The sequence below is a fragment of the Aquificaceae bacterium genome (genome assembly GCA_037481935.1).
Taxonomy (GTDB): domain Bacteria; phylum Aquificota; class Aquificia; order Aquificales; family Aquificaceae; genus Pampinifervens.
In genome coordinates, this window is sequence record JBBFKQ010000001.1 from 167,858 (window position 1) to 193,443 (window position 25,586).

Annotated in this window: 33 protein-coding genes; 16 read left to right on the forward strand and 17 right to left on the reverse strand. The window is 50.5% G+C overall.

Going from position 1 to position 25,586, the window contains the following annotated elements; all coding sequences use genetic code 11:
• Position 1 precedes the first annotated feature (1 nt).
• Positions 2-661 (reverse strand): MgtC/SapB family protein, encoded by a 660-nt coding sequence (locus tag WHS43_00955; GenBank protein MEJ5338209.1) that lies wholly within the window; start codon positions 659-661, stop codon positions 2-4.
• A gap of 74 nt (positions 662-735) precedes the next feature.
• Between WHS43_00955 and hypB the strand changes: the two genes are divergently transcribed.
• The 6 genes from hypB to hypF are packed head-to-tail and all read left to right on the forward strand — an operon-like array spanning position 736 to position 7,219.
• Positions 736-1,452, forward strand: coding sequence for a hydrogenase nickel incorporation protein HypB (hypB, locus tag WHS43_00960; GenBank protein ID MEJ5338210.1), 717 nt, complete (start codon positions 736-738; stop codon positions 1,450-1,452).
• Positions 1,449-2,306 (forward strand): Ni/Fe hydrogenase, encoded by an 858-nt coding sequence (locus WHS43_00965; protein MEJ5338211.1) that lies wholly within the window; start codon positions 1,449-1,451, stop codon positions 2,304-2,306. The genes hypB and WHS43_00965 overlap by 4 nt, the downstream gene beginning before the upstream one ends.
• Positions 2,296-3,603 carry a nickel-dependent hydrogenase large subunit gene (locus WHS43_00970; GenBank protein MEJ5338212.1) on the forward strand — a complete coding sequence of 436 codons (1,308 nt, stop codon included), beginning with the start codon at positions 2,296-2,298 and terminating at the stop codon, positions 3,601-3,603. The genes WHS43_00965 and WHS43_00970 overlap by 11 nt, the downstream gene beginning before the upstream one ends.
• A gap of 9 nt (positions 3,604-3,612) precedes the next feature.
• Positions 3,613-4,614, forward strand: coding sequence for a hydrogenase expression/formation protein HypE (gene hypE / locus WHS43_00975; protein MEJ5338213.1), 1,002 nt, complete (start codon positions 3,613-3,615; stop codon positions 4,612-4,614).
• Entirely contained in the window at positions 4,614-4,970 is a 357-nt protein-coding gene (gene hypA, locus WHS43_00980; protein ID MEJ5338214.1) for a hydrogenase maturation nickel metallochaperone HypA, read from the forward strand. Before hypE ends, hypA begins: the two co-directional genes overlap by 1 nt.
• The gene (gene hypF, locus WHS43_00985; protein MEJ5338215.1) at positions 4,967-7,219 is read left to right on the forward strand and encodes a carbamoyltransferase HypF; all 2,253 of its coding nucleotides are present in this window, start codon (positions 4,967-4,969) and stop codon (positions 7,217-7,219) included. The genes hypA and hypF overlap by 4 nt, the downstream gene beginning before the upstream one ends.
• On the opposite strand, the gene WHS43_00990 is transcribed toward hypF, so the two are convergent.
• From WHS43_00990 to WHS43_01015, 6 genes are read right to left on the reverse strand one after another with little or no spacing between them, the layout of a single operon-like run.
• Positions 7,200-7,580: a hydrogenase expression/formation protein gene (locus tag WHS43_00990; protein MEJ5338216.1), complete on the reverse strand. Its 381-nt coding sequence runs from the start codon at positions 7,578-7,580 to the stop codon at positions 7,200-7,202. The two genes, hypF and WHS43_00990, sit on opposite strands and share 20 nt — an antisense overlap.
• Complete coding sequence (locus WHS43_00995; protein ID MEJ5338217.1) at positions 7,571-7,879, reverse strand: thioredoxin; 309 nt, start codon at positions 7,877-7,879, stop codon at positions 7,571-7,573. Before WHS43_00995 ends, WHS43_00990 begins: the two co-directional genes overlap by 10 nt.
• Positions 7,851-8,342, reverse strand: a complete 492-nt coding sequence (locus WHS43_01000) for a HyaD/HybD family hydrogenase maturation endopeptidase (GenBank protein ID MEJ5338218.1) — start codon at positions 8,340-8,342, stop codon at positions 7,851-7,853. The genes WHS43_00995 and WHS43_01000 overlap by 29 nt, the downstream gene beginning before the upstream one ends.
• Positions 8,339-9,040 (reverse strand): Ni/Fe-hydrogenase, b-type cytochrome subunit, encoded by a 702-nt coding sequence (gene cybH / locus WHS43_01005; GenBank protein MEJ5338219.1) that lies wholly within the window; start codon positions 9,038-9,040, stop codon positions 8,339-8,341. The genes WHS43_01000 and cybH overlap by 4 nt, the downstream gene beginning before the upstream one ends.
• Before the next feature lie 10 nt (positions 9,041-9,050).
• Positions 9,051-10,955, reverse strand: a complete 1,905-nt coding sequence (locus WHS43_01010; GenBank protein ID MEJ5338220.1) for a nickel-dependent hydrogenase large subunit — start codon at positions 10,953-10,955, stop codon at positions 9,051-9,053.
• 2 nt (positions 10,956-10,957) lie between these two features.
• Entirely contained in the window at positions 10,958-12,022 is a 1,065-nt protein-coding gene (locus WHS43_01015; GenBank protein ID MEJ5338221.1) for a hydrogenase small subunit, read from the reverse strand.
• Between the two features lie 187 nt (positions 12,023-12,209).
• Here WHS43_01015 and WHS43_01020 point away from each other — a divergent pair, with 187 nt between their 5' ends.
• The 3 genes from WHS43_01020 to WHS43_01030 are packed head-to-tail and all read left to right on the forward strand — an operon-like array spanning position 12,210 to position 15,257.
• On the forward strand, positions 12,210-12,464 hold the full coding sequence (locus WHS43_01020) for a HypC/HybG/HupF family hydrogenase formation chaperone (protein MEJ5338222.1): 255 nt from the start codon (positions 12,210-12,212) through the stop codon (positions 12,462-12,464).
• Complete coding sequence (gene hypD / locus WHS43_01025) at positions 12,433-13,554, forward strand: hydrogenase formation protein HypD (GenBank protein ID MEJ5338223.1); 1,122 nt, start codon at positions 12,433-12,435, stop codon at positions 13,552-13,554. The genes WHS43_01020 and hypD overlap by 32 nt, the downstream gene beginning before the upstream one ends.
• Complete coding sequence (locus tag WHS43_01030; protein ID MEJ5338224.1) at positions 13,551-15,257, forward strand: hydrogenase maturation protein; 1,707 nt, start codon at positions 13,551-13,553, stop codon at positions 15,255-15,257. Before hypD ends, WHS43_01030 begins: the two co-directional genes overlap by 4 nt.
• Here the strand turns inward: WHS43_01030 and WHS43_01035 are convergent.
• The 3 genes from WHS43_01035 to WHS43_01045 are packed head-to-tail and all read right to left on the reverse strand — an operon-like array spanning position 15,225 to position 16,649.
• The gene (locus WHS43_01035; GenBank protein ID MEJ5338225.1) at positions 15,225-15,818 is read right to left on the reverse strand and encodes a TetR/AcrR family transcriptional regulator; all 594 of its coding nucleotides are present in this window, start codon (positions 15,816-15,818) and stop codon (positions 15,225-15,227) included. The two genes, WHS43_01030 and WHS43_01035, sit on opposite strands and share 33 nt — an antisense overlap.
• A gap of 16 nt (positions 15,819-15,834) precedes the next feature.
• Positions 15,835-16,239, reverse strand: coding sequence for a HEPN domain-containing protein (locus tag WHS43_01040; GenBank protein MEJ5338226.1), 405 nt, complete (start codon positions 16,237-16,239; stop codon positions 15,835-15,837).
• Entirely contained in the window at positions 16,239-16,649 is a 411-nt protein-coding gene (locus WHS43_01045) for a nucleotidyltransferase domain-containing protein (protein ID MEJ5338227.1), read from the reverse strand. Before WHS43_01045 ends, WHS43_01040 begins: the two co-directional genes overlap by 1 nt.
• A gap of 31 nt (positions 16,650-16,680) precedes the next feature.
• Here WHS43_01045 and WHS43_01050 point away from each other — a divergent pair, with 31 nt between their 5' ends.
• Complete coding sequence (locus WHS43_01050) at positions 16,681-17,136, forward strand: arsenate reductase ArsC (GenBank protein MEJ5338228.1); 456 nt, start codon at positions 16,681-16,683, stop codon at positions 17,134-17,136.
• Here WHS43_01050 and nikR read toward each other — a convergent pair.
• The 7 genes from nikR to WHS43_01085 are packed head-to-tail and all read right to left on the reverse strand — an operon-like array spanning position 17,101 to position 21,533.
• Positions 17,101-17,511, reverse strand: a complete 411-nt coding sequence (nikR, locus tag WHS43_01055) for a nickel-responsive transcriptional regulator NikR (protein ID MEJ5338229.1) — start codon at positions 17,509-17,511, stop codon at positions 17,101-17,103. The two genes, WHS43_01050 and nikR, sit on opposite strands and share 36 nt — an antisense overlap.
• Positions 17,512-17,526: 15 nt before the next feature.
• Positions 17,527-18,285: an ABC transporter ATP-binding protein gene (locus tag WHS43_01060; GenBank protein ID MEJ5338230.1), complete on the reverse strand. Its 759-nt coding sequence runs from the start codon at positions 18,283-18,285 to the stop codon at positions 17,527-17,529.
• A complete protein-coding gene (locus WHS43_01065; GenBank protein MEJ5338231.1) occupies positions 18,278-18,826 on the reverse strand; it encodes a hypothetical protein in 549 nt (182 codons plus the stop codon). The genes WHS43_01060 and WHS43_01065 overlap by 8 nt, the downstream gene beginning before the upstream one ends.
• On the reverse strand, positions 18,816-19,451 hold the full coding sequence (locus WHS43_01070; GenBank protein ID MEJ5338232.1) for an energy-coupling factor ABC transporter permease: 636 nt from the start codon (positions 19,449-19,451) through the stop codon (positions 18,816-18,818). The genes WHS43_01065 and WHS43_01070 overlap by 11 nt, the downstream gene beginning before the upstream one ends.
• Before the next feature lie 2 nt (positions 19,452-19,453).
• On the reverse strand, positions 19,454-20,449 hold the full coding sequence (locus WHS43_01075; protein MEJ5338233.1) for a transporter: 996 nt from the start codon (positions 20,447-20,449) through the stop codon (positions 19,454-19,456).
• On the reverse strand, positions 20,446-20,859 hold the full coding sequence (locus tag WHS43_01080) for a hypothetical protein (protein MEJ5338234.1): 414 nt from the start codon (positions 20,857-20,859) through the stop codon (positions 20,446-20,448). Before WHS43_01080 ends, WHS43_01075 begins: the two co-directional genes overlap by 4 nt.
• Positions 20,856-21,533, reverse strand: a complete 678-nt coding sequence (locus WHS43_01085) for a DUF4198 domain-containing protein (protein MEJ5338235.1) — start codon at positions 21,531-21,533, stop codon at positions 20,856-20,858. The genes WHS43_01080 and WHS43_01085 overlap by 4 nt, the downstream gene beginning before the upstream one ends.
• Before the next feature lie 112 nt (positions 21,534-21,645).
• On the opposite strand from WHS43_01085, the gene WHS43_01090 reads away from it, so the two are divergent.
• From WHS43_01090 to WHS43_01115, 6 genes are read left to right on the forward strand one after another with little or no spacing between them, the layout of a single operon-like run.
• Complete coding sequence (locus WHS43_01090; protein MEJ5338236.1) at positions 21,646-22,056, forward strand: hypothetical protein; 411 nt, start codon at positions 21,646-21,648, stop codon at positions 22,054-22,056.
• Positions 22,026-22,493: a hypothetical protein gene (locus WHS43_01095; protein ID MEJ5338237.1), complete on the forward strand. Its 468-nt coding sequence runs from the start codon at positions 22,026-22,028 to the stop codon at positions 22,491-22,493. Before WHS43_01090 ends, WHS43_01095 begins: the two co-directional genes overlap by 31 nt.
• A gap of 1 nt (position 22,494) precedes the next feature.
• On the forward strand, positions 22,495-22,998 hold the full coding sequence (locus tag WHS43_01100; protein ID MEJ5338238.1) for a peroxiredoxin: 504 nt from the start codon (positions 22,495-22,497) through the stop codon (positions 22,996-22,998).
• Between the two features lie 41 nt (positions 22,999-23,039).
• The gene (locus tag WHS43_01105; protein ID MEJ5338239.1) at positions 23,040-25,046 is read left to right on the forward strand and encodes a cation-translocating P-type ATPase; all 2,007 of its coding nucleotides are present in this window, start codon (positions 23,040-23,042) and stop codon (positions 25,044-25,046) included.
• Between the two features lie 34 nt (positions 25,047-25,080).
• Positions 25,081-25,320, forward strand: coding sequence for a 30S ribosomal protein S16 (rpsP, locus tag WHS43_01110; protein MEJ5338240.1), 240 nt, complete (start codon positions 25,081-25,083; stop codon positions 25,318-25,320).
• Between the two features lie 13 nt (positions 25,321-25,333).
• The gene (locus WHS43_01115) at positions 25,334-25,573 is read left to right on the forward strand and encodes a KH domain-containing protein (protein ID MEJ5338241.1); all 240 of its coding nucleotides are present in this window, start codon (positions 25,334-25,336) and stop codon (positions 25,571-25,573) included.
• The last annotated feature ends 13 nt before the right edge of the window (positions 25,574-25,586 follow it).

Sequence of the window (25,586 nt, forward strand, 5' to 3'; positions counted from 1 at the left end):
GTTACGAAACTTCAAACCTTTTTACTCTTTCATCCTTTGTAAGCTTTTCTAAGCTCTTGTTCAGTTCATTTCTGCTCATGTCAGTTTCAAAGCTCACCTTTAAGAGATTACTTTCTCTCTCAACGCTCCGAATCCTCACATTACCAAAAGTTTCTTTGAGATAGTCCAGAGGTTCTTCTATGCCCTCAAGGGTGAGGCTTATCGTCTGACCAGCGGGCACGCCCATGAATTCCTTTTCTATCCTGCTCATCAAGGAAAGGGTAAAGAGAAGAAGTGCTGTTGAGAAGAGAGAAAGAATGTACATGCCAGCACCAACCGAAAGACCTATCCCTGCAGTGGTCCAGAGGCTCGCAGCTGTCGTAAGGCCCTTTATGGACACGCCTATCCTTATGATAGCACCTGCCCCGAGAAAACCTACGCCTGTAATAACCTGTGAGGCTATCCTTGAAGGGTCCGCACCCTGTCCATACTCTTGGGTTATGTATATGGAGAGAAGGCTCATGAGAGAAGAGCCGAGGGCAAGCACAGAGTGAGTCCTGAAGCCTGCCGGCTGCCTTCTCCTTTCCCTCTCGTATCCAATAAGAGAGCCAAGAAGGAAGGCAATGACAAGTCTCAGTATCCCCTCCCATAAGGGAAATGGGAGAGTTTCTACCAGCTTCATCAGACTATTTTAACCCTGATTGACTAAGCTCATCGGAGGGCTATATTTAATGAATAAACATTCAGGAGGTCATCATGTGTCAGGAGTGCGGATGCTCCGTAAACCACGGCCACGAACATAACCAGAGGGAAGAGGTTAGCCTCTTCAGGAAGGTTCTGGAGAAAAATGACCTTCAGGCAGAGGAAAACAGGGAACACTTCCATGAGCACGGCGTCTTTGCCATAAACCTCATGTCCTCGCCGGGTGCTGGCAAAACATCACTACTTGAAAGGACTATAGAGCTTCTTCAAGATTTCAGGATTGGGGTCATAGAGGGGGACCTGGAAACGGACAGGGATGCCCAGAGGATAAAGGCAAAGGGTGCACCTGCGGTGCAGATTACCACGGGCTCTGCCTGCCATCTGGATGCCTTTATGGTTCATGAGGGACTGCATCAGCTACCCCTTGAGGAGCTTGACATAGTCTTTATAGAAAATGTGGGAAACCTCGTGTGTCCCGCAAGCTACGATGTGGGAGCACATATGAACGTGGTTCTCCTCTCTGTGGTGGAGGGTGATGACAAGCCAGAGAAGTATCCCGTCATGTTCAGAAATGCCCAGCTCATGGTAATAACAAAGACAGACCTCCTGCCCTACACGGACTTCAGCATGGAAAGGGCAACAAGGTCTGCAAGAAAGGTAAACCCCTCCATAGATGTGATAAGGCTTTCTGTAAGGACGGGAGAAGGCATGGATGAGTGGCTTGAATATCTTCGCTTCAAGGTGAGAGCCTTCAGGAGAAGTATGGTATGAAGGTCTTCTGGCTTCAGAGGCTCACCTGCTGTGGAAACACCCACTCCTTTCTGAACTACGAGAGCCTGAATACACTTCTGAAGAGAGTTGAGCTAATCTACCATCCCAGCCTTTCCCAAAAGCCTCAGGAAGAGGCGGTTGAGGAATTGCTCAGAAGAGGTGAGGAGTTTGACATACTTCTGGTGGAAGGTGCGGTAAGAAGGGATGACAGGGAAACTCTGGAGCTCTGCAGACTTGCAGGCTATGTGGTGGCGGTGGGCAACTGTGCTGTCTACGGAAACATCCCCGCCCTTGCGAACGCCAATGTGTGCGGTCTTGGCTACAGGTTTAAGGAAAAGGGAGGGCTTCTGGGTGAGGGTTTCAGGTCAAAAGGGGGTCTGCCCGTGATAAACCTTTCTGGCTGTCCTGCTCACCCCGAGTGGATTGCCGGCACACTGCTCATGCTTTCAGAAGGCATAAAGCCGAGGCTTGACCAGTGGGGTAGACCTGAAGAGTTTTACTCCTCCCTTACCCACTGGGGATGCACCAGAAACGAATACTTTGAGTGGAAGGTGGAGGCTCAGGAGCTTGGCTCAAAAAGGGGATGCCTCTTTTACCACTTTGGCTGTAGAGGTCCGCTCAGCTACAGCTCCTGCAACACCATACTCTGGAACGGGGTGAACTCAAAGACGAGGGCTGGGACTTCCTGCTTTGGTTGCACCGAATACGACTTCCCACGCACAGGACTCTGGGAGACAAAGCAGTATGCGGGTATACCCGCAGAGCTTCCCATAGGAGTTTCCAAAAGGGGATACATAATGCTCTCGGGCGTTGCCAAGATGTTCACACCGGAGAGGCTAAAAGGTGAGGCTTGAAAACTTAGAGCTTCCAAGGGTTGAGGGGGAGGCAAGGCTTGAGCTCCTCTGGAAGGATGGTGTTGTGGAGGATGCGAGGGTCTGCATCACCTCCATAAGAGGCGTAGAGAAGGTGCTTATGGGCAGGCATTACATGGATGCCCTGGTGATAACGCCAAGGGTGTGTGGCATATGCGGGCACGCCCATCTTATGGCTTCTGTCACGGCTATAGAAAAGGCTCTCGGCGTAGAGCCAGCACAGAAAGGTCAGTTGGTGAGGAGAATAACCCAGAGCCTTGAGATTCTGCAGAACCACATAAAGTGGTTCTACCTTTTCCTGATGCCCGATTTTGTCCTTTTAGAGAAAAGCGTGAGGGAGTTCTATGAGCCCTTCAGGGGCAGGAGGTGGCAGGATGCCATAAAGGTGGCTTCAAAGATAGCAAAGGGCATAGCCCTCTTTTCAGGTCAGTGGCCCCACTCTTCCTATGCAGTGCCGGGGGGCATAACCTCAGAGCCCTCGGCGAAAGAAGTTACCACCCTCAGGCAGATACTCTCCGAGCTCAGGGACTTCTTTCTGAAATATACGGTGGGCATGGAAGAGGGTGAGTTTATCAGCTGTCTGAGGGAAGGGAGCTGGAGAAGGCTCGGGGGCGATGCGGGGCTTTTCCTTGAACTCTCCCACAGGGAGGGGCTTCTGGAGGCTGGCAGGTCTTACGACAGGTTCATAAGCGGTGGCTCTCTTTACTTTCCCTGTGGTTATTTCATGAAAAGGGTTGTGCATGGAAAGCTAAGAGTTGAACAGCTTCAGGAGCTTGAGAGCAGTTCCTACAGCGGGGCAAAGCCCGTAAGATACAGGGGCATGCCCTTTGAAACTGGACCCCTTTCAAGACAGCTCATAGCCGGAAACCCCATCACAAAGAGCATGCACAGGGAGCTCAGAGATTCCTTTGCGGTGCGTGTGATGGCGAGAGTTCTGGAGGTATGGAGCTTAACAGAAGCCATAGAGGAGTGGACGCAGAGGCTGAAGGAGGTTCTGCATGAGAGGTCCACGAGCCTTGGAAGATTTCCTTCAAAGTTCAGTGGTAGGGGATACGGCGTGGTAGAGGCTGCGAGGGGCACCCTCATACACAGTGTAAGCGTAAAGGAGGGCACGGTGCAGGAATACTCCATCATCACACCCTCCCAGTGGAACCTCGGTCCAAGATGTGAGAACTTTCTGGGGGTTGCGGAGAGGGCAATCCTTGGTCTGAAAAGTCCACTTCATGCTCAGATGGTGCTCAGGAGCTTTGACCTGTGCTCCGTATGCACAACACATTGAGGTAGAGCTATGAAGAGAATAAGGCTTTCTGAAGGTGGTGGTGGAGAAGAGAGCTGGAGGCTCATAAGGGAGCTCTTTCTCAGATACTTTGAAAACCCAGTGCTCTCAGCCCTTGAGGATTCAGCCCTTCTCCAGCTCAGTTCAAAGGTTGCCTTTACCACGGATGCCTTTACCGTAAAGCCCCTATTCTTCAGGGGCGGGGACATAGGAAAGCTGGCGGTGGCGGGCACTGTAAACGACCTTGCGGTGATGGGTGCAAAGCCCCTCTACCTCTCTGCCAGCTTTATCATAGAGGAGGGCTTTCCCTACGAAGACCTCCAGAGGATAGTGGAGAGCATGGCACAGACTGCAAAGGAGGCGGGTGTGCTCATAGTCGCAGGGGATACAAAGGTGGTCCCCTCTGGTCAGGCTGACGGACTTTTTATAACCACCTCGGGCATAGGCAGGGTGGTATACGATGGACTCTCCTGCAGGAGTGTGAAAGAAGGCGACGCCATAATCCTTTCCGGACCCATAGGAGACCACGGTGCCTGCGTGCTGGCACAGAGGGAAGGCTTTGACTTTGGAGAAAACTTCGGAAGCGACTGCCAGCCCCTGTGGGACCTTGTGGAGCACCTTCTCAGAAGTGGTGTCGAAGTTCATGCCATGAGAGACCCCACGAGGGGCGGGCTATCCGCAGTGCTTCACGAGTGGGCTAATGCTTCGGGCGTATCCTTTCTGGTGCAGGAGGACAGCATCCCCGTAAGACAGGAGGTTCTGGGTATATGCGAATTTCTTGGACTTGAGCCCTACCACCTTGCATGCGAGGGAAGGATTGTGGTGGCAGTAAGGGGTGAGGATGCGGAAAGGGCTCTTGAGGTTCTCAGAGAACACCCGAAGGGTAGGGAGGCAAGTCTTATAGGCTATGCGGTAAGACCCGAGGGCAGACCTTCAGTTTTTCTCAGGACTTCCTACGGAACCAGGAGGTTTCTTGAGCCACCCGCCGGCGAGCTCCTGCCAAGGATTTGCTGATGCACGAGTTTTCTATAGTGCAGAGCCTTCTGGAGCTTATTCATGAGCAGGTGAGAATGCACTCCGCAAAGAGGGTTGTGAAGGTTGAGATAGTTGCCGGCGTGCTCTCGGGAGTGGAGCCCCATCTTCTGCAGATTGCCTTTGAGACCTTCAGGCAGGGGACACCCGCAGAGGACGCAGAGCTCCTTATAGAGGTTGAAAAGCTGAAAATCTACTGTAGGGACTGCGAAGGGGAGTTTGAAAAGGACGAGCTCAATGCCCTGTGCCCCCGCTGTGGAGGACTGAACACGGAAATAAGGGGTGGAAGGGAGCTACTGCTCAAGAGCCTTGAGCTGGAGGTAGATTCAAACCCATGACCCGGAGGCTCTCCGTGAGGATAAAAGGTGCAGTGCAGGGTGTGGGCTTCAGACCCTTTGTCTACAGATTGGCTAAGGAGCTTGGGCTTTGTGGTTTTGTGATAAACGATTCAAGAGGCGTGAGCGCAGAACTGGAGGGTCCAAAGGAAAAGCTTGAAGAGTTTCTGCTCAGACTCAGCAGGGAAAAGCCTCCCCTTGCACGCATACACTCGGTGGACCTTCAGTTCACAGAACCCGTGGGATACAGGGACTTTGAAATAAGGGAGAGTTCAGAGGAGGGTCAGAAAGAGGTCTTCCTTCTTCCCGACATGGCAACCTGCGAAGACTGCCTCAGGGAGCTCTTTGATCCCTCAGACAGAAGATACCTCTATCCCTTCATAAACTGCACCAACTGCGGACCGAGGTTCACCATAGTAGAAAAGCTTCCCTACGATAGGCCCAACACCACCATGAAGGTCTTCCAGATGTGTCCTCAGTGTAGCAGAGAATACCACGACCCCTCAGACAGACGCTTTCACGCCCAGCCAAACGCATGCCCCCTTTGTGGTCCGTGGCTGAGCCTTTACTCTTCAGAGGGCGAGCTCCTGGCGGAGAGGGAAGAGGCACTCAGGCTGAGCCTTGAACTCCTTAGGGAGGGTAGAATACTTGCGGTCAAGGGTATAGGGGGCTTTCATCTTATGTGCGATGCTACAAAAGAAGAAACGGTGAGCCTTCTGAGGGAGAGAAAAAGAAGAAGGGAAAAGCCCTTTGCGGTAATGTTCAGAGACCTGGAGCAGGTTCTCCAGTATGCAGAGCCTTCTGAGCTTGAGCTTGCCCTTCTTATGCTTCCAGAGAGGCCCATAGTGCTCATAAACTGCAGAGGTGGGCTTGCCCCCTCCGTGGCACCGGGTCTCAGGAGGGTTGGAGCCTTTCTACCATACACGCCCCTTCATTACCTGATACTCAGAGGGCTTGACTTTCCGGTAGTTGCCACCTCGGGCAACCTTTCGGACGAACCCATAGTCAAGGAGAACCAGGAAGCCCTTGAGAGGCTGTCCAGCCTTGCGGACTTTCTGCTTCTTCACAACAGGGACATAAGGAGAAGGTGTGACGATTCGGTGGTAAAGGTCATAGGTGGACTGCCCACACCCATAAGGCGTTCACGTGGCTATGCACCCATGCCCATAACACTGCCCGCTGAGCTCAAAAGAAGAGTCCTCGCAGTAGGTGGAATGCTGAAAAACACCTTTGCTCTGGGCTTTGCAGACAGGGTAATTCTGAGTCAGCACGTGGGAGACGTGGAAAACCTTGAGACCCTTATGTCCTTTGAGGAGATGGTCTATGATATGATGGGGCTCTACGACTTTGAGCCAGAGGTGGTTGTGTGCGACCTCCACCCGAGGTATGAGACCACAAGATGGGCGGAGGATTTTGCCAGGGGCAGGGGCATACCCCTTCTGAAGCTACAGCATCACTTTGCCCACATTCTTTCCTGTATGGCGGAGAACGCTCTGGAAGGAGAAGTGCTTGGCATAGCATGGGATGGCACAGGATACGGAGAGGATGGAACCCTCTGGGGTGGTGAGTTTCTGCACTGCAATTACAGCTCCTACAGGAGACTCTTTCACTTCAGACCCTTCAGGCTAATCGGTGGAGAAAAGGCTATAAAAGAGCCAAGAAGGGTTGCCCTTTCAATCCTTTTTGAGCTCTTTGGAGAGAAAGCCTTTGAGTTTGACCTGCCCACGCTGAAAGCTTTTGAAGAAAGAGAGCTGAAAAACCTTTACACTGCATGGAGGTCCGGCGTGAACTCACCCCTGACGAGCTCCGCAGGAAGGCTCTTTGACGGGGTTGCGTCCCTTCTTGGACTGAGGCATAAAGTATCCTACGAGGGGCAGGCAAGTATGATGTTAGAAGACCTCTTCAGACCTGAAGTGGAAGACTTTTACCCCTTTGAAATTCTGGAAAACTCCGTTGATTGGAGACCCACAATCACGGCACTTCTTGAAGACAGGGAGAAGGAAAAGGCTCCTTCAAGGTTCATAAACACCCTTGCCAGAATCTGTCTTGAAGTTGCCCGCAGGGCTCAAAGGGATAAGGTCTGCCTCTCTGGGGGTGTGATGCAGAACGACCCGCTGGTAAGCAGGATAAAGGAGCTTTTGGGGAAGGAAGGCTTTAAGGTTTACACTCATCAGAAAGTGCCACCCAACGACGGGGGACTGAGCCTCGGTCAGGCGGTTTATGGGGGTTTGATTAACTTGAAGTTGGCTTGATAAAACTCTCAACCCGCCCCCTGAGCACCTGTATTGATTCCTCCACATCCTCCCTCTGAGCCTTCGCAAGGGACGGAAAGTAGCACACCTCTATGGTCTCCAGTATGGGCTTGTTGTCCCTGTCGTAGAAGACCCCTATCCACACACCGCTTATGCCCGTCTCCCTCCACTCTACGGGCTGTGTATTTGAGGACAGACTTATCTTTACCTGACCTTCGCCAAGCACATCAAGCAGAACCTCCCTGTCCTCTTCCGACAGGGGCAGCTTGTTTATGTATATGATGTGCTCTTCACCCTTTTCGTAAAGGTCTTTGAGTGCTTGAAGCAGCTCGTTGAGTATGGCAGGGGCGTTCATAAGCATGATAGAGCCTCCATATATTCGTTCCACGACTTTATGCCCTCAAGGACCCGCACCTCTTTGCCACCAGAAAAGAGCACAAGAGAGGGTAGTCTATATTTCCTTAGAATTTCTATGTTTTCATCGGCGTTTATGGAATAAAAGTCCTTCTCGGAGAAGACCTTCTGGAGCTCCGGCACCACCACATCCGTGTCAAATATTTCTCTGATGGTGTTCTTTTTAGCTTCAGACCTTATGTAGAGCACGAAGGTTTTTCCGGCTCTTATTAGTTCCTCAAACTCCTGCAGGTTCAACTCTCTCATAGCTTACACCCCACTTCTCCAGCTCTTTAAGCACTCCAGAAACAAGCTCATCGAGCCTTGACTTTACAGTTTCTGAGAGCTCAAGGGATATGTCCAGGCTCTCAGGCTCCATGCCAAGGAGGACAATCTCCCTTGGTGCTCTTCCCAGCATCTGGGCAAGAGCGAGCACTTCCTGAACGCCAAGCTCGTGGGCAGAGACCTTTTTTCTGAAATAAGCCTTTACCTCCTCACCCTCAAACCTGTAAAGAGTGCCGGGGGCACAGCCCCCAAGGACAGCATCCACCAGCAAAAGCCTTTCAAAGCCTTCCATAAAGTAAAGAAGGTCCATGCCAAGTGTCCCACCATCCATAAGCTCCACCTCTGGGAAAAACCTGTAGTTTTTTCTGAGCTCTTCCACAACCCTCACACCGAGCCCTTCGTCGGAAAGCAGTATGTTGCCAACGCCAAGCACGAGAGTTTTCATGTCACATCCTCCACATCCACAGGTGTCTCCTTGAAGTTTTTCATGCCGTTGAACATTGACGACACTTCGCCCTCCTTCTCTATCACATCAAACCTGACCACCATGTAAACATGAACTATCACAAAGAAAACTATAAGCCATGCCACCCAGTGGTGCCACATGTGAACCATAAACTCACCGCCAAGGAGGGGAACAACCCATCCAAAGAGCCTCCCCCAGAAGCCATCGGGGTCAGATAGCCCATACATGGCAAAGCCTGTGATTATCATAAAGGCTATGGCTATGTAGAGGAGAAAATAGGCAAGCCTTGCAAGGGGATTTCTCACATAGGTTCTGTGCCATGGCTTTATAAAGAGGTAATGAAGGAGCATCTCTACAACACCTTTCCAGAAATCAGACCTCCAGACTCTTGGTATAAAGAGCCTGTCTCCCTTATAGAAAAAGGCTATAAAAAGGCGGAAAAGGAAGGAAAAGAGAAGCACATAGCCTGCGGAAAAGTGGACAAATCTCACAAGGTCCATGGTCAGGTTGTGAGCGTAGGCGTAGGTTGCTTCATGTCCCACAGAGCCTATGAAGAAGGGATTTCCTATGTAGAGACCTGTGAGGAAGAGGACGGTTATTGACAGGAAGTTTACCCAGTGCCATATCCTCAGCGAGGGGCTGAAGATGTAAATCCTCTTTACCGTTTCCTCTTTCATGGCTTACCTCCTAAAAACACACTGGCTGTGAGCCCTGAACCCTTATCTCCACTATCTCCCTTCCTTCTGCGTCATACAGGTGCGTGGAGCAGGCAAGACAGGGGTCAAAGGAATGGATTCCTCTGAGGACTTCAAGGGGCTTGTTGACCACCTGCAGGGGTGTGTCCTTCATACACTCTTCAAAGGCACCCTGACCTCCCATGGGGTCCCTTGCTCCACCGTTCCATGTGGTGGGCACAACGCACTGGTAGTTGGCTATCTTTCCGTCCTTTATGACAACCCAGTGTCCAAGGGCACCCCTTGGAGCGTCGGTAAGACCTATACCCTTTGCCTCTCTGGGCCATGTGGAGGGGTCCCACTTTTCGGTGTTTGCCACGGAGGTATCCCCGGCCTTTATGTTGTCGTAGAGCTTTTTCATAAAGTAAAGGTTTGCGGCCACACCTACCTGAGCCTCAAGACCCCTCGCCGCGGTTCTTCCCACCGTAGTGGGTAGCCACACATGGGGAGGCAAGTCAAGCACCTTTGAGACAAAGTCTATCTGTTTGACTATCATTTCATCCATCCAGCTGGGCTTTATATGCCCCTGTTTTACGCCCGTGTAGACCACTATATACCGGGCGAGAGGTCCCACCTCGCAAGGCTTTCCTCTCCACCTTGGAGACTTTATCCAGGAGTATTTGCCCTTCTCGTCAAGATACTTCCAGTGGGTCTTTGTGCCTTCCTTGGGTCCCGTGTAGTTGGGCTCCGTTATACCATCCCACGGGTGAAGCCCCTTCTTTTCGTCAGGATACTTATACCAGGAGTGTGCCACGTATTCCTGAATGACCTCTGGGTCTGCAAAGTCCTTACCTGCAAGTGGATAGAACTTGGCCCTTTCCACACCTTCAGCAAAGTCTTCCACCACGCCGTTGCAGTGGTAGATAACCTGCCTGTGATAGTCTCCGTTCTTTATTCCGCCGTAGGGCTCATCGGGAAACTCACCGTAGCCTATAACCCTCCTCTTGGCAAGACCACCCCCATAGGTCTGCCCCTTCTGAACGTATATATGTCCTATTGCCAGAAGGTCCACGAGATAGAAGAGGTTTACGGCCTCTGCCTGCGTGTAAATAGCATCCTCCACAACCGCAAGCCTTTCAGTGTTCACGGGTGCATTCATATCGTTCAGAGATATGGAGCAGCTCATACCTCCCACTATGTAATGTGGGTGTGGGTTCTTTCCACCGAAGACCACCTGAGGGATAAATATCTCCCTCTGCACATCCAGCATGTTCAGATAGTGAGCAACCGCCATCAGATGAACCTCTGGAGGAAGGAGTTTGTAGTCGGGGTGGTCCCACCAGTGGGCGGCGAATATGCCAAGCTGTCCGCTCTCCACTACCTTCTTTATCTTCTCCTGAAAGGCTCTGAAGTAGCCGGGCGTTGCCTTTGGAAACTTCCTCGGGTATGCCCTCCTTCCAATAGGGTCAGGCATGAGCTCCGCCACGGCTCCATACTTTTCAAGAAGCTGGTTCTGCAAGACCGCAGTCTGCACGGGGTCTGCCTTGAGAGCCTCTATGGGTGAGACCCAGTCAAGGGCATGGAGATGATAAAAGTGCACCACATGGTCATGCACCTGAAGTGTTCCATACATGATGTTTCTTATGTAGTTGGCGTTCTTCGGTATCTTTATTTCAAGGGCATCTTCCACGGCCCTTACTGATGCGTGAGCATGTATGGAAGTGCATACACCGCATATTCTCTGGGCAAAAGCCCACGCGTCTCTCGGGTCTCTTCCTCTGAGGATGAGCTCAATGCCCCTCCACATGGTGCCGGAGGAAACTGCATCAACAACTTTGCCAGATTTTTCATCCACGATAAGCTCAATCCTCAGGTGTCCTTCAATCCTTGTTACTGGGTCTACAACTACCCTTGCCATGGTTATTCACCTCCTCTGTTAGGTTTTGACCTTAGTTTTGATATGACTCCGTGGACAACTGCACCGGCCGCCGCAGCCGCCGCAACGGCCATACCCACCTTGTCGGCGTTGGCTTCTACGCTGGGGACTGGTATGGTGGTGAGCCTATGGTAGAAGGGTCCGTTGTCCCAGAAGTTATCCTCAGAACAACCTATGCAACCGTGTCCTGCCTGTATGGGATAGGAAAGCCCATTATACCAGCGTATGTTTCCGCAGGAGTTGTAGGTGGTAGGTCCCCTGCATCCCACCTTGTAAAGACACCAGCCCTTTTTCGCCCCTTCGTCGTCAAACCTTTCCACAAACTGCCCTGCGTTGAAGAAGGCTCTTCTATAGCAGGTATCGTGAATCCTGTTGCCGTAAAACTGTTTGGGTCTTCCCTGAGAGTCAAGGGGCGGAATAGAGTCAAAGAGCACAAGGTGCATGATGACCCCTGTCATCACCTCTGCGATAGGTGGACAGCCGGGCACCTTTATTATTGGCTTGCCTGTTATAACCTTGTGTATGGGGACTGCGGTGGTTGGGTTGGGCTTTGCCGCCTGCACACAGCCCCAGCTGGCACAGGAGCCCCAGGCTATCACGGCCTTTGCACCCTCTGCGGACTCCTTCAGATGCTTCAGGAAAGGCTCACCGTTCACGATACAGTACATGCCGTCTTCACCCAGGGGTGGGTTGCCCTCCACGGCCAGTATGTAGTTGCCCCAGTATTTCTTGATTATCTCCTTCCTGTGTCTCTCAAGGTCTTCTCCTGCGGCTGCCGAAAGTGTGTCATCGTATTCAAGGGATATCATGCTCAGAACCACATCAGAAGCCAGAGGGGTGGCGGACCTAATAAAGGACTCAGAGCAACAGGTGCACTCAAGCCCATGTATCCATATGACGGGGACTCTCGGCTTTGTCTCCAAAGCTCTGACTACTTCCGGAATCATGGAAGGCGATAATCCCATAAGTCCCGTTATGGTGGTGGCAAATTTGAAAAAGTCCCTTCTGTTTACGCCGTGCCTTTTAAAGGTTTCCCAGAAGGTTTCCATGCTACACCTCCTAACTGAATATTCATTCAAAAATATAACCTGTATCACATAAACAGTCAAGGAAAAAATACTTATAGGGTCTATAAGCGCTTCTAATCTTTATTACTTTTGATAAAAATGTAATAAAAAGTTGCCTGCAGGGTGAGTATGGCTATATTAAGGATGAACGAGCATTCAGGAGGCGAACATGTGCCTTTCTATCCCCTCAAAGGTGGTGGAGCTGAAAGAAGACAACACCGCGGTGGTTGAAACCTTTGGAGCAAGAAGGGTGGTATCCCTTGACCTTCTCCAGGAAGGGGTTTCCGTGGGCGACTGGGTTCTTGTGCATGTGGGCTTTGCCATACAGAAGCTGGATGAGGAATACGCCCTTGAGAGCCTGAAGCTCTTTGAGCAGTTGCTGGAGGAGGAAGATGAAGCTCTTGGCGAACTTCAGGGAAGCTGAGGCGGTAAGGAAGCTTGAAAAGAGCATAAAGAGTGCGGTGGAAAGGCTTGGAAAGACTGTAAGAATCATGGAGTTTTGCGGGGGGCACACGCATACCATAGTAAAGCATGGTATAGACCAGCTTCTGGAAGGCTACGTAAAGTTCATCCACGGTCCGGGCTGTCCTGTGTGCGTTCTGCCCATGCAGAGGGTGGACCTCGCCCTTGAGTTGGCACGCAGAGAGAACCTCATACTCTGCACTTATGGAGATGTGCTCAGGGTCCCGGGCTCCAAGAGAAAAAGCCTCCTTGACCTGAGGGCGGAGGGGAAAGATGTGAGGATGGTCTATTCCTGTCTTGATGCTCTCAGGATAGCACAAGAAAATCCCCAGAAGGAGGTCGTCTTCTTTGCCATAGGCTTTGAAACCACCACCCCCCAGACCGCAGTGCTCATAAAAAAGGCTAAGGAGCTGGGACTGAGGAACCTTTCCGTGGTCTCAAACCACGTGATAACACCGGCTGCAATACAGCACATTCTGAATGCACCTGAGGTGAGAGAATACGGGAAGGTGGAATTAGACGGCTTTGTGGGACCAGGTCATGTAAGCGTCATAATTGGAACAAAGCCCTACGAATACTTTGCAGAGGAATTTTTAAAGCCTGTGGTCATATCGGGCTTTGAGCCCCTTGACCTTATGCAGGCGGTTTACATGCTGGTAAGGCAGATGGGGGAAAGAAGGGCTCAGGTGGAAAACCAGTATACCAGAGCGGTAAGCAGGGAAGGAAACCTGAAGGCTCAGTTGCTCGTGGCTGAGGTTTTTGAATTGAGAAAGGAGTTTGAGTGGAGAGGTCTTGGAAAGGTTCCCTACAGCGCCCTGAGGATAAACTCCCGATACGAGGATTTTGATGCGGAAAAAAGGTTTGAGGTTGAGCTTCCAGAGCCCAGGGAACATCCCGCCTGTATATGCGGAAAGGTTATAAGAGGCGTAGCAGAGCCTACAGATTGCAAGCTCTTTGGAAGTGTATGCACTCCCTCAAACCCTCTCGGCTCCTGTATGGTATCCTCAGAAGGTGCATGCAACGCCTACTATAGATATAGAGGAATAGTATGAGGGTATTACTTCTGTGTCATCGCTTTAACTCCCTTTCTCAGCGGTTCTACTGCGAGCTTTCCGAGGCAGGACATGAGGTATCTGTGGAGCTTGATGTGCATCCAGAGCTCATGATAGAAGCGGTTGAGCTCTTTAGGCCAGACCTTATAATTGCCCCCTTTCTGAAGAGGAAAATACCGGAAGAAATCTGGCAGAATTACACCACTCTAATAGTTCACCCCGGACCCCCGGGAGACAGGGGACCCAGTGCCCTTGACTGGGCAATCCTAACGGGAGAGAAAGAATGGGGCGTATGTATGCTTTCGGCGGTTGAGGAATACGATGCGGGAGACCTGTGGGCTTTCAGAAGCTTTCCCATGAGGATGGCAAGGAAGTCAAGCCTGTATAGGAGGGAAGTAACGGAGGGTGCCGTAGAATGTCTGTGGGAGGTGGTGGAAAGCCTTGAGAGTGGAATGGTAAGAAGGAAACCACAGGGAGGTGGGCATTTCAGACCTGCCCCTGAGAGAAGCCTCAGGATGGTGGACTGGAATAGGGATAGCACGGCGGAAGTTCTTAAAAAGGTTTACTCGGGAGATGGTCAGCCCGGTGCCAAAGCCCTTATAGAGGGAGAGGAATACTACCTCTTTGACGCACATCCTGAAGGCTATCTCAAAGGAAAGCCTGGCGAGCTTATAGCAAGGAGGGATGAGGCAGTATGTATAGGGACTCTGGATGGGGCAGTATGGGTTGGCTATCTGAGAAGAAGGGAAAGGCAGAGTATAAAACTGCCGGCGACAAGGGTTCTTCCAGAGAACACCCTTGAGAGACTGAGGGAGGAGGAGATAAGACCTTGGGAGGAGGTGGATTTTCCCACATACAGGGAAATAACCTATAGAGAGGAAGAGGGTATAGCTTGCGTTGAATTCAATTTTTACAACGGTGCCATGTCTACAGAACAGTGCAACAGGCTTCTGGAGGTGGTAAGATACGCAAAAATAAGGCCCGTAAAGGCTGTTGTGCTTCTGGGTGGTGAGGACTTTTTCTCCAACGGCATGAACCTCAACACCATAGAAGCCTCAGAGAGCCCTGCAGAGGAATCCTGGAGGAACATAAACGCCATGGATGACCTGTGCGAGGAGATACTCACAACGCTTGACAGGTTGACAGTGGCGGGCATAAGGGGCAATGCTGGAGCGGGTGGTGTGTTTCTTGCTCTCACCTGCGACCTTGTGTTTGCAAGAAAGGGAGTTGTGCTCAACCCTCACTACAAGAACATAGGTAATCTTTACGGCTCTGAGTTCTGGACCTATACGCTTCCAAAGAGAGTTGGCTGGGAAAGGGGAAGGGAGATAATGGAAAACCGCATGCCCATAAGCTCTGAAAGGGCTATGGGGATAGGTCTCATTGATGGCGTGTTCGGAAGGACGCCTGAGGACTTTACCCAGGGGCTGAAGGGCTTTTTAAAGAGCTTTGTGAACTCTAAAGACTTTGACAGGTTTCTAAAGGAGAAAAGAGAAAAGAGACTTTCAGATTGGAGCAAAAAGCCACTCAAGACATACAGGGAAGAGGAGCTGGAAAGGATGAGGCTCAACTTCTACGGTTTTGACACAAGCTACCACATAGCACGGTATTACTTTGTCAGAAGGTTTCTGCCCTTCAGAACGCCTCCCTACCTTGCGGTGCACAGAAGACTAAGCTTTCAGAGCCCTCCACAGGTTTTCTGAAACCTCATCCACATAGTCCATAAGCGGTCTGTTAAGAAGTCCCTCCGTATGTAGGAAGACCATGCCCCCGAGGGGTCCCATTATGGTGGTAAAGGCAGGATAGAAGCTCTGGTTTCTGAGTTCCCCCCTCTCCACGCCATCGCTCAGAAAGACCATTATCTCCGTAATGACGCTTGCCACACAGGCAAAGCCCTCACATCCCCCGCTGAAAACCTCCCTGTTTACAAGGAAGACCCTGAGAAAGTAGTTTATGAGCTCGGGCTCCTCAAGGGCTATTTCAAAAAAACTTCTCACAAGAAGCTCCAGCTTTTCCCGAAAGCTTACCTCCGCCTCGTTTACCCTCCTGAGTCTTTCCCCCACCCAGTCGGATACCGTCATCATAATTTCCTTTGCAAGCTCTTCCTTTGATTCAAAGTAGTTATACAGGTTTCCAACGCTCATACCCACCGCCTGGGCTATGTCTGGCATGGTGGTGTTGTAATATCCCTTTTCAGAAAACAGCCTGCAGGCAGTCCTTATTATCTCAAGCCTTTTCTGCTCCTTCAGGCTCTGCCTTTTCATTGTTCTAAAAATTAAATCATAACAGTTTATGGTATAGCTGTATATATCTAGAAGCCAACTGGTAGGCTTCCCTGGCGTCTTCCTCCGTGTAATCTTCCGTTGGTATAAAGTCTGGTTGTCCATAGAAGGCGATTTCCCTCTGACTTCTCAGCCATTTTGTAAGTGCTCTTAACTCCCTAAGGGTCTTTATGAGGTCTTCTGGAAACCTGTGGCTGTTTTCAAGAATAATGTCTATTACATCATGCCACTTTGGGGGTGTTATACCAGACCTGATTAGCATGGCTTTCTGAACAAGCTCAACTATTTCCTGAGCCTCCCTTATAACGTCCGCATAATCTTTTTCTTTCATAAAAAGGTCCAGGGTTTTCAGTCTTATTTCTGCTCGTCTGATATAATCTTCCGCAAGCTCAGGATTTACCATCACAAAACCTCATAGTATGGCATTTTCCCCTTTCTCCTTATAACCCTGCTTTCCATAACCTTCCTCAATCCTTCTGCAAATTTTTCAAAAAATCCTTCCCTGTCATACAGAACTATAAATTCACAATCCCAGAGAAACCACAGAGATTCTCTTAGCTGAGTCCTTTTTATGATTACAGGATTTATCTCCACTGCCTCATCCACACATTCAAAAAACCTCACATACTCCCTTCTACTGCTTTCGTAGTCCTCAACTATAACAAGGATGTCTATATCGGATTCTGGAGAGAAGGTTCCCCTTGCCACAGAGCCGAACACTACAAGGGAAAGGAGGTTTTCCCCAAAGCATCTGATTAATCTTTCCTTTATCCTTTTCAGGATTGCGTAGTATTTTCCTCTGTATCCCCGCATCTTAATAAAATCTTAACACCTGAGGTATAGAATGGAAAACATGAGGATAGCCTTCGTATGCACGGGCAATTCCGCAAGGAGCCAGATGGCGGAGGGCTTTGCCAGAAGGCTGGTAGAAACTCTTGGAATGAACTTTCAGGTATACTCCGCAGGTTCAGACCCGGCAGAGGAAATAAACCCCTTTGCTGTTCAGGTAATGAAGGAGAAGGGCATAGACATATCCTCCCAAAGACCCAAGGGGCTTGAAGCCATACCCTATCAGGAGCTGGACCTTGTTATAACCCTCTGCAACAGTGCAAGACAGACCTGTCCAGTCGTTCCTGGAGCCCAGATGATTCACTGGGACCTTCCTGACCCTGCCGCATACAGAGGCTCTGAAGAGGAAAAGCTGGAGTTTTTCAGAAAAGTCAGGGATGAGATAGAGGAAAGGGTGTGGGACTGCCTTCAGAGCCTACAGCTCAGGCAGGGCAATTCTGCTAAGCTTTGAGAGCTTTACACCTCTTAGACCTCCTATTTTTGTAGCCAGAAGCTCAAGCTCTCCCGCCCTTCCTCTGAGGATGATAACCTCAAGGCAGTTGTAGTGGTCTATGTGAACATGGGTGGAGCACAGCACATTTACATGATGCTCGTGCTGAAGCTCCAGAAGTCTGTGGGTCAGCTCCCTGTCGTGATGGTCGTAGACAAGGCTGAGAACACCTATGACCTCTTCGTTCTCTTCCCATTTTTCCTGAGACAAAAGGTCTCTTATGAGGTCTCTGACCAGCTCAGACCTTGAAGCGTAGCCCTTCCTTATGACTCTTCTGTCCAGCTCCTCAAGAAGCCCCTCAGGAAGAGATACGCAGAAGCGGGTTGTCTTTTCCATCTTCAGAAGATTTTATCAGAAGCTGTGAAGATGCCAGTCGCCTTTACCCCTGTGTCTGTGCAAAAGCCCAGCCCTTAAAAGCCTTTCCCTGTCCCTGAGGAATTCTTCTACGCCCCCGTCGTATACAATTCCGTGGTCTTCACCGAGCACCACAAGCCTGCTACCCAGCTCGCCGGCAAGGCTGAGGTTGTGAGTGGAGGTTACAGTGGTGCAGGGAAGCTCCCACAGCAGGTCCACAAACCAGCCAGTGGTCTTTGGGTCAAGGTGAGCGGTTGGCTCATCAAGAAGAAGAACCTCTGGCTCAAGCACAAGAAGACAGGCAAGGCATAGCTTCTGCTTCTGCCCCGTGCTCAGCTCAAAGGGTGGTCTTTTCAAATGGGGTGTGAGCTCAAACCTGTCAGCCCAGTAAAGGACCCTCTCTCTGACAAGTCCCTCCTCCATCCCCAGCTGTCTAAGAGAAAAGGCAAGCTCATCGTAAACTGTGGGATTAAAGAGCATGACATCGGGGTTCTGAAAGAGGAGAACCACCTCCCTTCTGAACTTCCTCCTGAATTCCCTGTCCTTAAAGACTTTTTCCTCAATTTTACTTCCCATGTAAAGATACTCTCCTCTCTGTGGAAATATGAGGGCATTCAGTAGCTTCAGAAGTGTGCTCTTGCCAGAGCCGTTTATGCCCAGAAGGACCACCCTTTCTCCCTCCCCTACTCTGAAGTTTATGTCCTTCAGGGCGAGTCTGTCTTCGTAGCTAAAAGAGACATTTCTGAGCTCAATCAAGATCAAGCCCCCTTGACTTCATAGCCTCTGCCACCTCCTCTGAGTCTCTCAGAAACCTCTCAAAAAAGTATCCTCCAACACCCTCAGAAAACCTCACAAACTCTTTCCCCTTTATGCCCTCTGGACTTCTGCTTTTCAGAGCCTGCAGAAAGTCCAGAAAAAGCCTCCTGTAGAGAAGTATATAGCTGGATGAGAGCACGAGGAGCTGTGAGAGGCTTCTTGAAAAGCTCAGTGCAGAATACAGGTTTATGCGGGAAAGAGCCAGAAGCGTAAGGAGCATTATGTCAAGCGCCCTCAGGGCAAGAAGGGAAAGGTAAGAGTAATGACCAGTCCACAGGGCGTATGGGACGGATATGAAAAGGGTGGTAAGCAGGGCAAGGGATATAGGCTTTACCCTCCTTCTGAGCCTCCTGCGTGAGGCTGAAGGCATGTGGGCAAGAAGGAGAAGGAAAAAGATAAAAAGCAGGTGCCCGGGGGAGCTGAGGGAAGAAACAAAGACAACACCTGCCATATACAGGAATAGAAGCACTTTATCCTTCAAGGTTTCTCCTCCTGAGAAGACCTACAACCGCCTGAGTTATAAGCCCCTCTACCACTGCAACTGGCAGGTGAGAAAGGGTTATGGCTGGAAGGGTTATTCCGAGAGGATAGGGGAAATAGAGGGCTCTGCCTGATGGGTCTGTGAAGAGGTAGGGGTGCACGCCCAGCAGAAGGGCTACAGAGAGGGCAGAAAGGAGGGTGGAGAAAAAGCCCGCAAGGAAGGGGGCATTGCTCTTTTTTGCAAAAAGTCTGTGGACTGCATAAGAGCTGAAGGCCCCCACAAAACCCATGGCAAGGGCGTTCACCGGGTATGTGGTTATGCCCCCATGGCCGAGCAAGACGGCCTGAAGCAGTAAAACCAGACACATGCAGAGGTATGCAGTCCAGGGACCATACAGAAGGGCAAGGGGTGCAACGCCCACTCCGTGCACCGATGTTCCACCGGGAAGGGGAAAGGAGAGGGAGCTCAGGATAAAGGCAAAAGCAGAAAGAAGTGCAAGCCGTGGTATGCTCCTCTCGCTGAGCCTTTCCTTAAACTTTCTGAAGCCATACAGGGCAAGCCCCATTGACACGGCATAGGCTGGCACATAAACCTGTGGTGCAACAAAACCCTCCGGAATGTGCATGGCTAAAAGATGAGGGAAAGGGTGATTATCAGCCTGTATTTTTCCTTTCCTTCCGCACCCTGTTGCTGGCTCTGCTGGTTGAGGTCCTTCCATAGGGGTAGCTTTACACCCGCTCCGAGGGAAGCCCTCCTGTAGTATAGCCTTCCGCCAAAGACCCCGTATACCACATCCCCTCCAGAGTCTTCCACACTGATCCCATTTTCCCTGTCCTTCTGAAGGTGAAGGTAGTTGAGCTCCGTAAGAAGGTCAAGCCTGAGGGACTTCTCCTGGCTTCTGAAAACCCTGTATACGAGCGCCGTGTTTGCCCTGAATTCGTCCCCGAACCTGTATCTGTCTCCCGTGTTGTATCGGTGCTCAAAGAACTTCAGGTAGCTTGCGTCAAAGACAAAGGTAAGCTCGGGTAGGTTGACCATCTGCTTCGTAGCGGTAAATCCTGCGGTTATGGTGGGCTTTCCAAAGCCGGAAGCCATGTCAGGAGCAAACTCGCCCATATATCCCTTCCTGTTGGCATCACCCGTGGGCAGGCTGACGCCTCCGTAGAGGGTAAAATGCCAGTCCATCATGTCCTCAAGGCTCTCCCTCCTAGGTATAAGCCTCAAACCCCCATCGTATTTAAAGCCCAGCACCGCCATTATGGATGGGTCTGCAAAGCCCCTGCTTGTAAAGCTCCTCTCGCCCCCATCTCTGAGCTCTTTCTTTACGTTGTATGGGGCAAAGACATACAGGGAAAGCCAGGACCTCAGACCGTAGCCTATACCCAGCATCCAGAAATCGGACCTGTCCTTCTGGTCTGGAAAGTCAGAAAAGCTGTATTTCCTCCACCTTACGCTGTCCAGCTTCGTGTAGAGTAGCCAGGAGCCCTCTGGCAGTGTGGCGGAGCTTGAACTCTCAAGGGGTGCACCGGGACCCTCGAGACCCACCGCACCAAGGGACGCAACCCCGTGGTGGGCAAGGGAAAAACCTGCAAAGGATAGCAGTGCGATGAAAACTCTTTTCATCTTTTCCACCTCCCAAAAATCAGACTTATGAGACCAAAAATTCCCAGAAGGTATCCAAGTCCTGAAAGAACCCTTTTATAGCTCTCCGCTGGGCTGTGTCTCTGCTCTGGTCTGCCTGCCCTCAGGCTTAGTTCAAGCTCGGCACCGTGCCCGTCCTGAGAGCTTATTTTCAAAAGCCACAGCCCGTCCCTGTCTGGACAGAAAACCACCCTGCCGAGGGCATCGCTCCTGCCCCTCTGAAAGGGGACTCTGTCTCCCTTTCTGTAGACCTCATACTCTTCGTAGGAAAAGGCGGTTCCGTCCTGAAAGTAAAAGCGCACAAGGATGCAGTTGCCCTCGCTCCTAACTTCCTTTAAAAGCTCGTGAGAAAGGGACACAGAAAGCAGGACAAAGAGCAGTAAAAGGCTCATCTTCCCACCTCAAAGAGAAGGTAGAAGGTTCTGAGCGTGTAATCCGCCCTGCCCTTCTGGTCCTTTTCCCTCACAGAAACCCCTATCAACTGCATGCCCTTCTCTCTCACCCTGAGGTTTATCCTCCCGTCATCGCCAGTGGTGCCCACCACCCTGCCGTTGTGGTATACTGGCACGTCTCTGAGAGCCTTCCCCCCGTAGTAGACCGCCACGGTGAACTTCTGACCAGTTCTCAGACTGGAGGGGTCTTCCAGAAGGGTTATTTCCAGACCGTCGGTGAGGGGTGTTTTTGCCAGAATCCTCCCTTCAATTCTCCTGACCGTCTCCACCGAATACCAGCTCTCTATGGGGTTTTTCACCTCTTCTCTTGGCAGGTTCTTTAAACCCTCGGGAGTCTTTGTCCAGTAGCCACTGGAGAGGTTAGCCTGAACCATCTGGCACTTGCCCCTTAGCCTCACTGGATATTCTGAGACGATTTGAGATGGAAGCCTTCTGCCCTCTGAGTCAAAACATTCAAAGCTGTGAACTCTGCTGGGGTCGTATCTCACCTGTGCCTCCTCACCACTACCCGGTCTGAGATGCCCGTAAAGAAGCACATACTCCCCTCCCCTCTTCTCTATCCATAGCTCGTGAGACCAGCAAAGGCTTAGCAAAAGGAAAAGTATCCAGAGCATTCAGAGCTCCTTATTACAATTTTATCAAAAGTAATATTAATGAATTTTCATTCATATTTCAAGATGATTTATATCATATTTCTCCGAGCTCCACCGCATAATCTCATAGGGAATGATATTCACACACCACTGTCAGATAAAAGCACCACTGGAAAGGGTGCGTGCCTTCTTTAACAGTCCTGTGAACCTTCTCAAGATAACTCCCTTAGGTTTCCTGATGGACTTAAACCCAAAGGAGGAGCTAAGAGATGGTCTGAAAATAGAGCTCAAGTTTATGGGTATAGGGCTTATGGAAAGCCTAATCCGAGACGTGGGTCCCTACGGTTTTACAGACTTTGCTCTCAAAAAGCCTGCTCTCATAAAATACTGGGAACACAGACACCTTCTGATTCCAAAGGGCGATTCAACGGTAATAGAAGACCATCTAACGGTAGAAGCCTACCTGCCTGAGCCCTTGATTGGGGCTTTTTTGAGGCTTATGTTTATACACAGATGCAGGACAATAAGAAAACTGCTGGAATAGAGCCCCAGACTTACGCCCTTGCAGGAACACTTCTGCTTCCCCTTGGGGGTATAAGCTGGTTTTTTGTTCTGCCAGGAGGACTCGCCCTGATGTATGGTATGGCCGGACTTCTGGAGAGGGCTTCTCTTGGAGAGCTAAAAAGGACCTTCGGTGTGGGTCTTCTGCTTGCCATACTGGGGGGCATGTGGGCAAGGCATGTGCTTGACAACTATGGCTTTGAGGTCAAAAGGCTTCTTCTGACCGCTCTGATTTCTGGCGTCGGTATCTACATGCAGTCAAGGTGCTACAGTGCTCTGGCAAGGGTAGAGAAAAAAGACCTCCTTGAAATGGGTGGTGTGCTCCTTGTGGTGGGTTCTGCCACCTTCTGGTTTTACCTTGGCTTTTTGCCCCTTACCCTTGGTGTAATTCTTATAGCTTACTCCTTCTGGAGGTGGTAAGATGAAGGAGCTTCTTATAAAAGTGCTTGCCCTTCTTGGAATAGCTCAGGCGGGCGCTCCCCTTCAGGAAGGTCAGCAGGCATACCTATTTAGCCTGAAAAACCACGAGGGAAAGACTGTAAACCTCTCAGACTACAGGGGCAAGTGGGTGGTGCTCTACTTCTACCCTAAGGCGGACACCCCCGGCTGCACCGCTCAAGCAAAGGAATACACAAGGCTCATGCCGGAGTTTGAGAGGCTGAGAGTAAAGGTCTTTGGGGTGAGCACGGATAGCGTGGAGAGCATAAGGAGGTTCAGGGACAAATACAACCTCTCAGTGGAGTTTCTCTCCGACCCCAAAGGTAGCGTGGCAAAAGCCTATGGCGTGACAGTTATAGCGGGCTTCTGCTCTCGTGATACGGTGCTGATAAACCCAGAGCTGAAGGTTGAAAAGATATACAGGGGCGTTGACCCCTCTGCAGACCCACAGAGGGTTTTAGATTATCTAAAAAACAAAGTAAAATAAACTTCTTGAAATTAACAGCTTTTTGATAGCATATTCAGTGTATGCGTGCATCTCTTAAAGTCTCTGGAATGACCTGCGTAAACTGTGCGAGGGCAATAGAGATAAGCCTTAAAAAGCTCAGGGGGGTGGAACATGTTCAGGTGTCCTTTGAACTGGGAAGGGTGGTTGTGGAGTTTAACGAGGAGCTCTTGGGAATTGAGCAGATAAAAAGTGTTATAGAGTCCCTTGGATACAGAGTTGAAGGGGTGACTGGCAGAAGCAGATCTCTGGAACTTTTACTTTTCTGCTGGCTTTCAAGCCTTCTGATAATGGCCCTAATGCTCTGGCATAGTCCCCCAAGTCTTTACCTTCAGGCTTTCCTTTCCGCTGGAGTTCAGGCTCTGGGTGGATACAGCTTCTATAGGGGGGCAATAAGCTCATTGAAGGCAAGGGTGGGAAACATGGACCTTCTTGTCGCCCTTGGTAGTACTTCCGCACTTTTTTACAGCCTCTTGGCTATGATGGGAACTCTTCACGGTGAGCCTTTCTTTGAAACTTCTGCCTTTCTTATAACCTTCGTAAAGACGGGTAAGTTCCTAGAAGAATGGGTAAGGGCGAGGGCTCTAAAGAGTTTGAGAGAGTTATTTGGAATCCAGACAATGAAGGTAAAGGTAATGAGGAAGGATAGGGAAGAAGAAAGGTCACTGCAGGAGGTTTTTGTGGGAGATACGCTTATTCTCAGGACTGGGGAGATGGTGCCTGTGGACTGCAGGGTGCTCGAGGGCTCTCTTGAAGTAGACGAATCTCTTATAACAGGTGAGAGCGTGCCAGTTCTGAAGAGGCAGGACGAAAAGCTCATATCTGGTAGCTTAGTGGTTTCTGGCTATGCAAAGGCAAGGGTTGAAAGGACCTTTGCCAGCAGCTATACAAACCTCCTTGTCAGAATGGTGGAAGAGACCCTCAGCAAAAAACCAAGGATACAGAGGCTTGCAGACAGGTTTTCCCACTATTTTGTTCAGTTTGTGGTTGTGCTGGCAGTTGTAGTTTTCTTACTGTGGTTTTTAAAAACTGGAGACCTTCAGAGGGCTGTAAGCTTTTCTCTGGCAGTGCTCGTGGTCTCCTGTCCCTGTGCCTTTGGCATTGCTGTCCCCCTCGCCCTTACTGTGGGTCTCTTCAGGGCATACAGGCAGGGTGTCCTGATAAAGGACCCATCAGCCCTTGAAAAGCACCCAGACCTTGTAGTCATGGACAAGACGGGAACTCTCACAGAGGGTAAGCCCAGGCTTTTGAATTTCAGGCTGTATAGAGAAGATGCCCTCAGTCTCGCCTGCGGACTTGCACAGGCTTCAAACCATCCGTACTCCCTTGCTCTGAGAGACTACTGCCTCCAGAAGGGCATAACTGCGGTGATAGTCGGCAACTGCAGAGAGGAGGCTGGAGTGGGTGTGCTATGTGAGGATTATCTTCTTGGAAGGTCCGAGGAGGGTGTAGCCCTCTACAGAAACGGCACAAAGCTTGCAGAGTTTTACTTTGAGGACAGCATAAGACCGGAGGCAAAAGAAATCCTCTCCTTTCTGAGGTCAAAGGGCGTTGATGTCTTTATGCTAACAGGTGATAACGAAGAAAAGGCAAGGCTCGTTGCTCAGGAACTCGGGATTGAAAACTTCATGGCTGGTGCAAAGCCAGAGGACAAGCTAAGGGTAGTGGAGAATTTCCAGCAGAAGGGTCTGAAGGTTGCTGTGGTGGGAGATGGCATAAACGATGCGCCTGCCATGGCAAGAGCAGACCTTTCCTTTGCAATAGGCTCAGGAACTGACATGGCAAAGAGAGCAGGCGATGTGGTGCTTCTGAAGGGCATAGAGGGTATAAAGACCTTCTTTGATTATAGAGACAGGACAATAAGAAGAATAAGGCAAAACCTCTTCTGGGCATTTGTGTATAACCTTCTTGGCATACCTATAGCTGGCGGGCTTCTTTACAATGAAGGCGTATACCTCAAGCCTGAGCTTGCGGGGCTTATGATGGCTCTTTCTTCCCTGAGCGTGGTGTTGAATTCTGTGAGGAAATAGTGTATAATAAACAGACTGTGTTGAGGAGGCAGAGATGGCTCTGAGGATAAGAGTATCAAGATACGGAAGAAGGCATCACCCCATATACAGGCTTGTGGTGGCTGACGCGAAGGCTCCCAGAGATGGCAAGGTGGTGGATGTCATAGCCACCTACGACCCTGTAAACAAGAGGCTCATAGAGGTAAAGGAAGAAAAGCTCAAAGAATGGCTCCAGAAGGGAGCAGAAATCACAGACAGGGCAAAAGCCATACTCAAGAACGCAAAAATACTCTGACAGGAGGTAAACCATGAGCCAGCTAAGGGACATAGTTGAGATTACTGCCAAATCCCTCGTGGACAACCCTGAGAGGGTAAACGTTCAGGAGATTGAAGGAGAAAAGACAGTGGTTATTGAGCTCAGGGTTGACAAGAACGACCTGGGTAAGGTAATAGGCAGGGGCGGGCGTATAGCCAGGTCTCTCAGGACCATCCTCTCCTCTATGGGAAGGAAAATAAATAAGAGGGTGGTTCTTGAAATACTGGAGTAGTTTATAATAGACC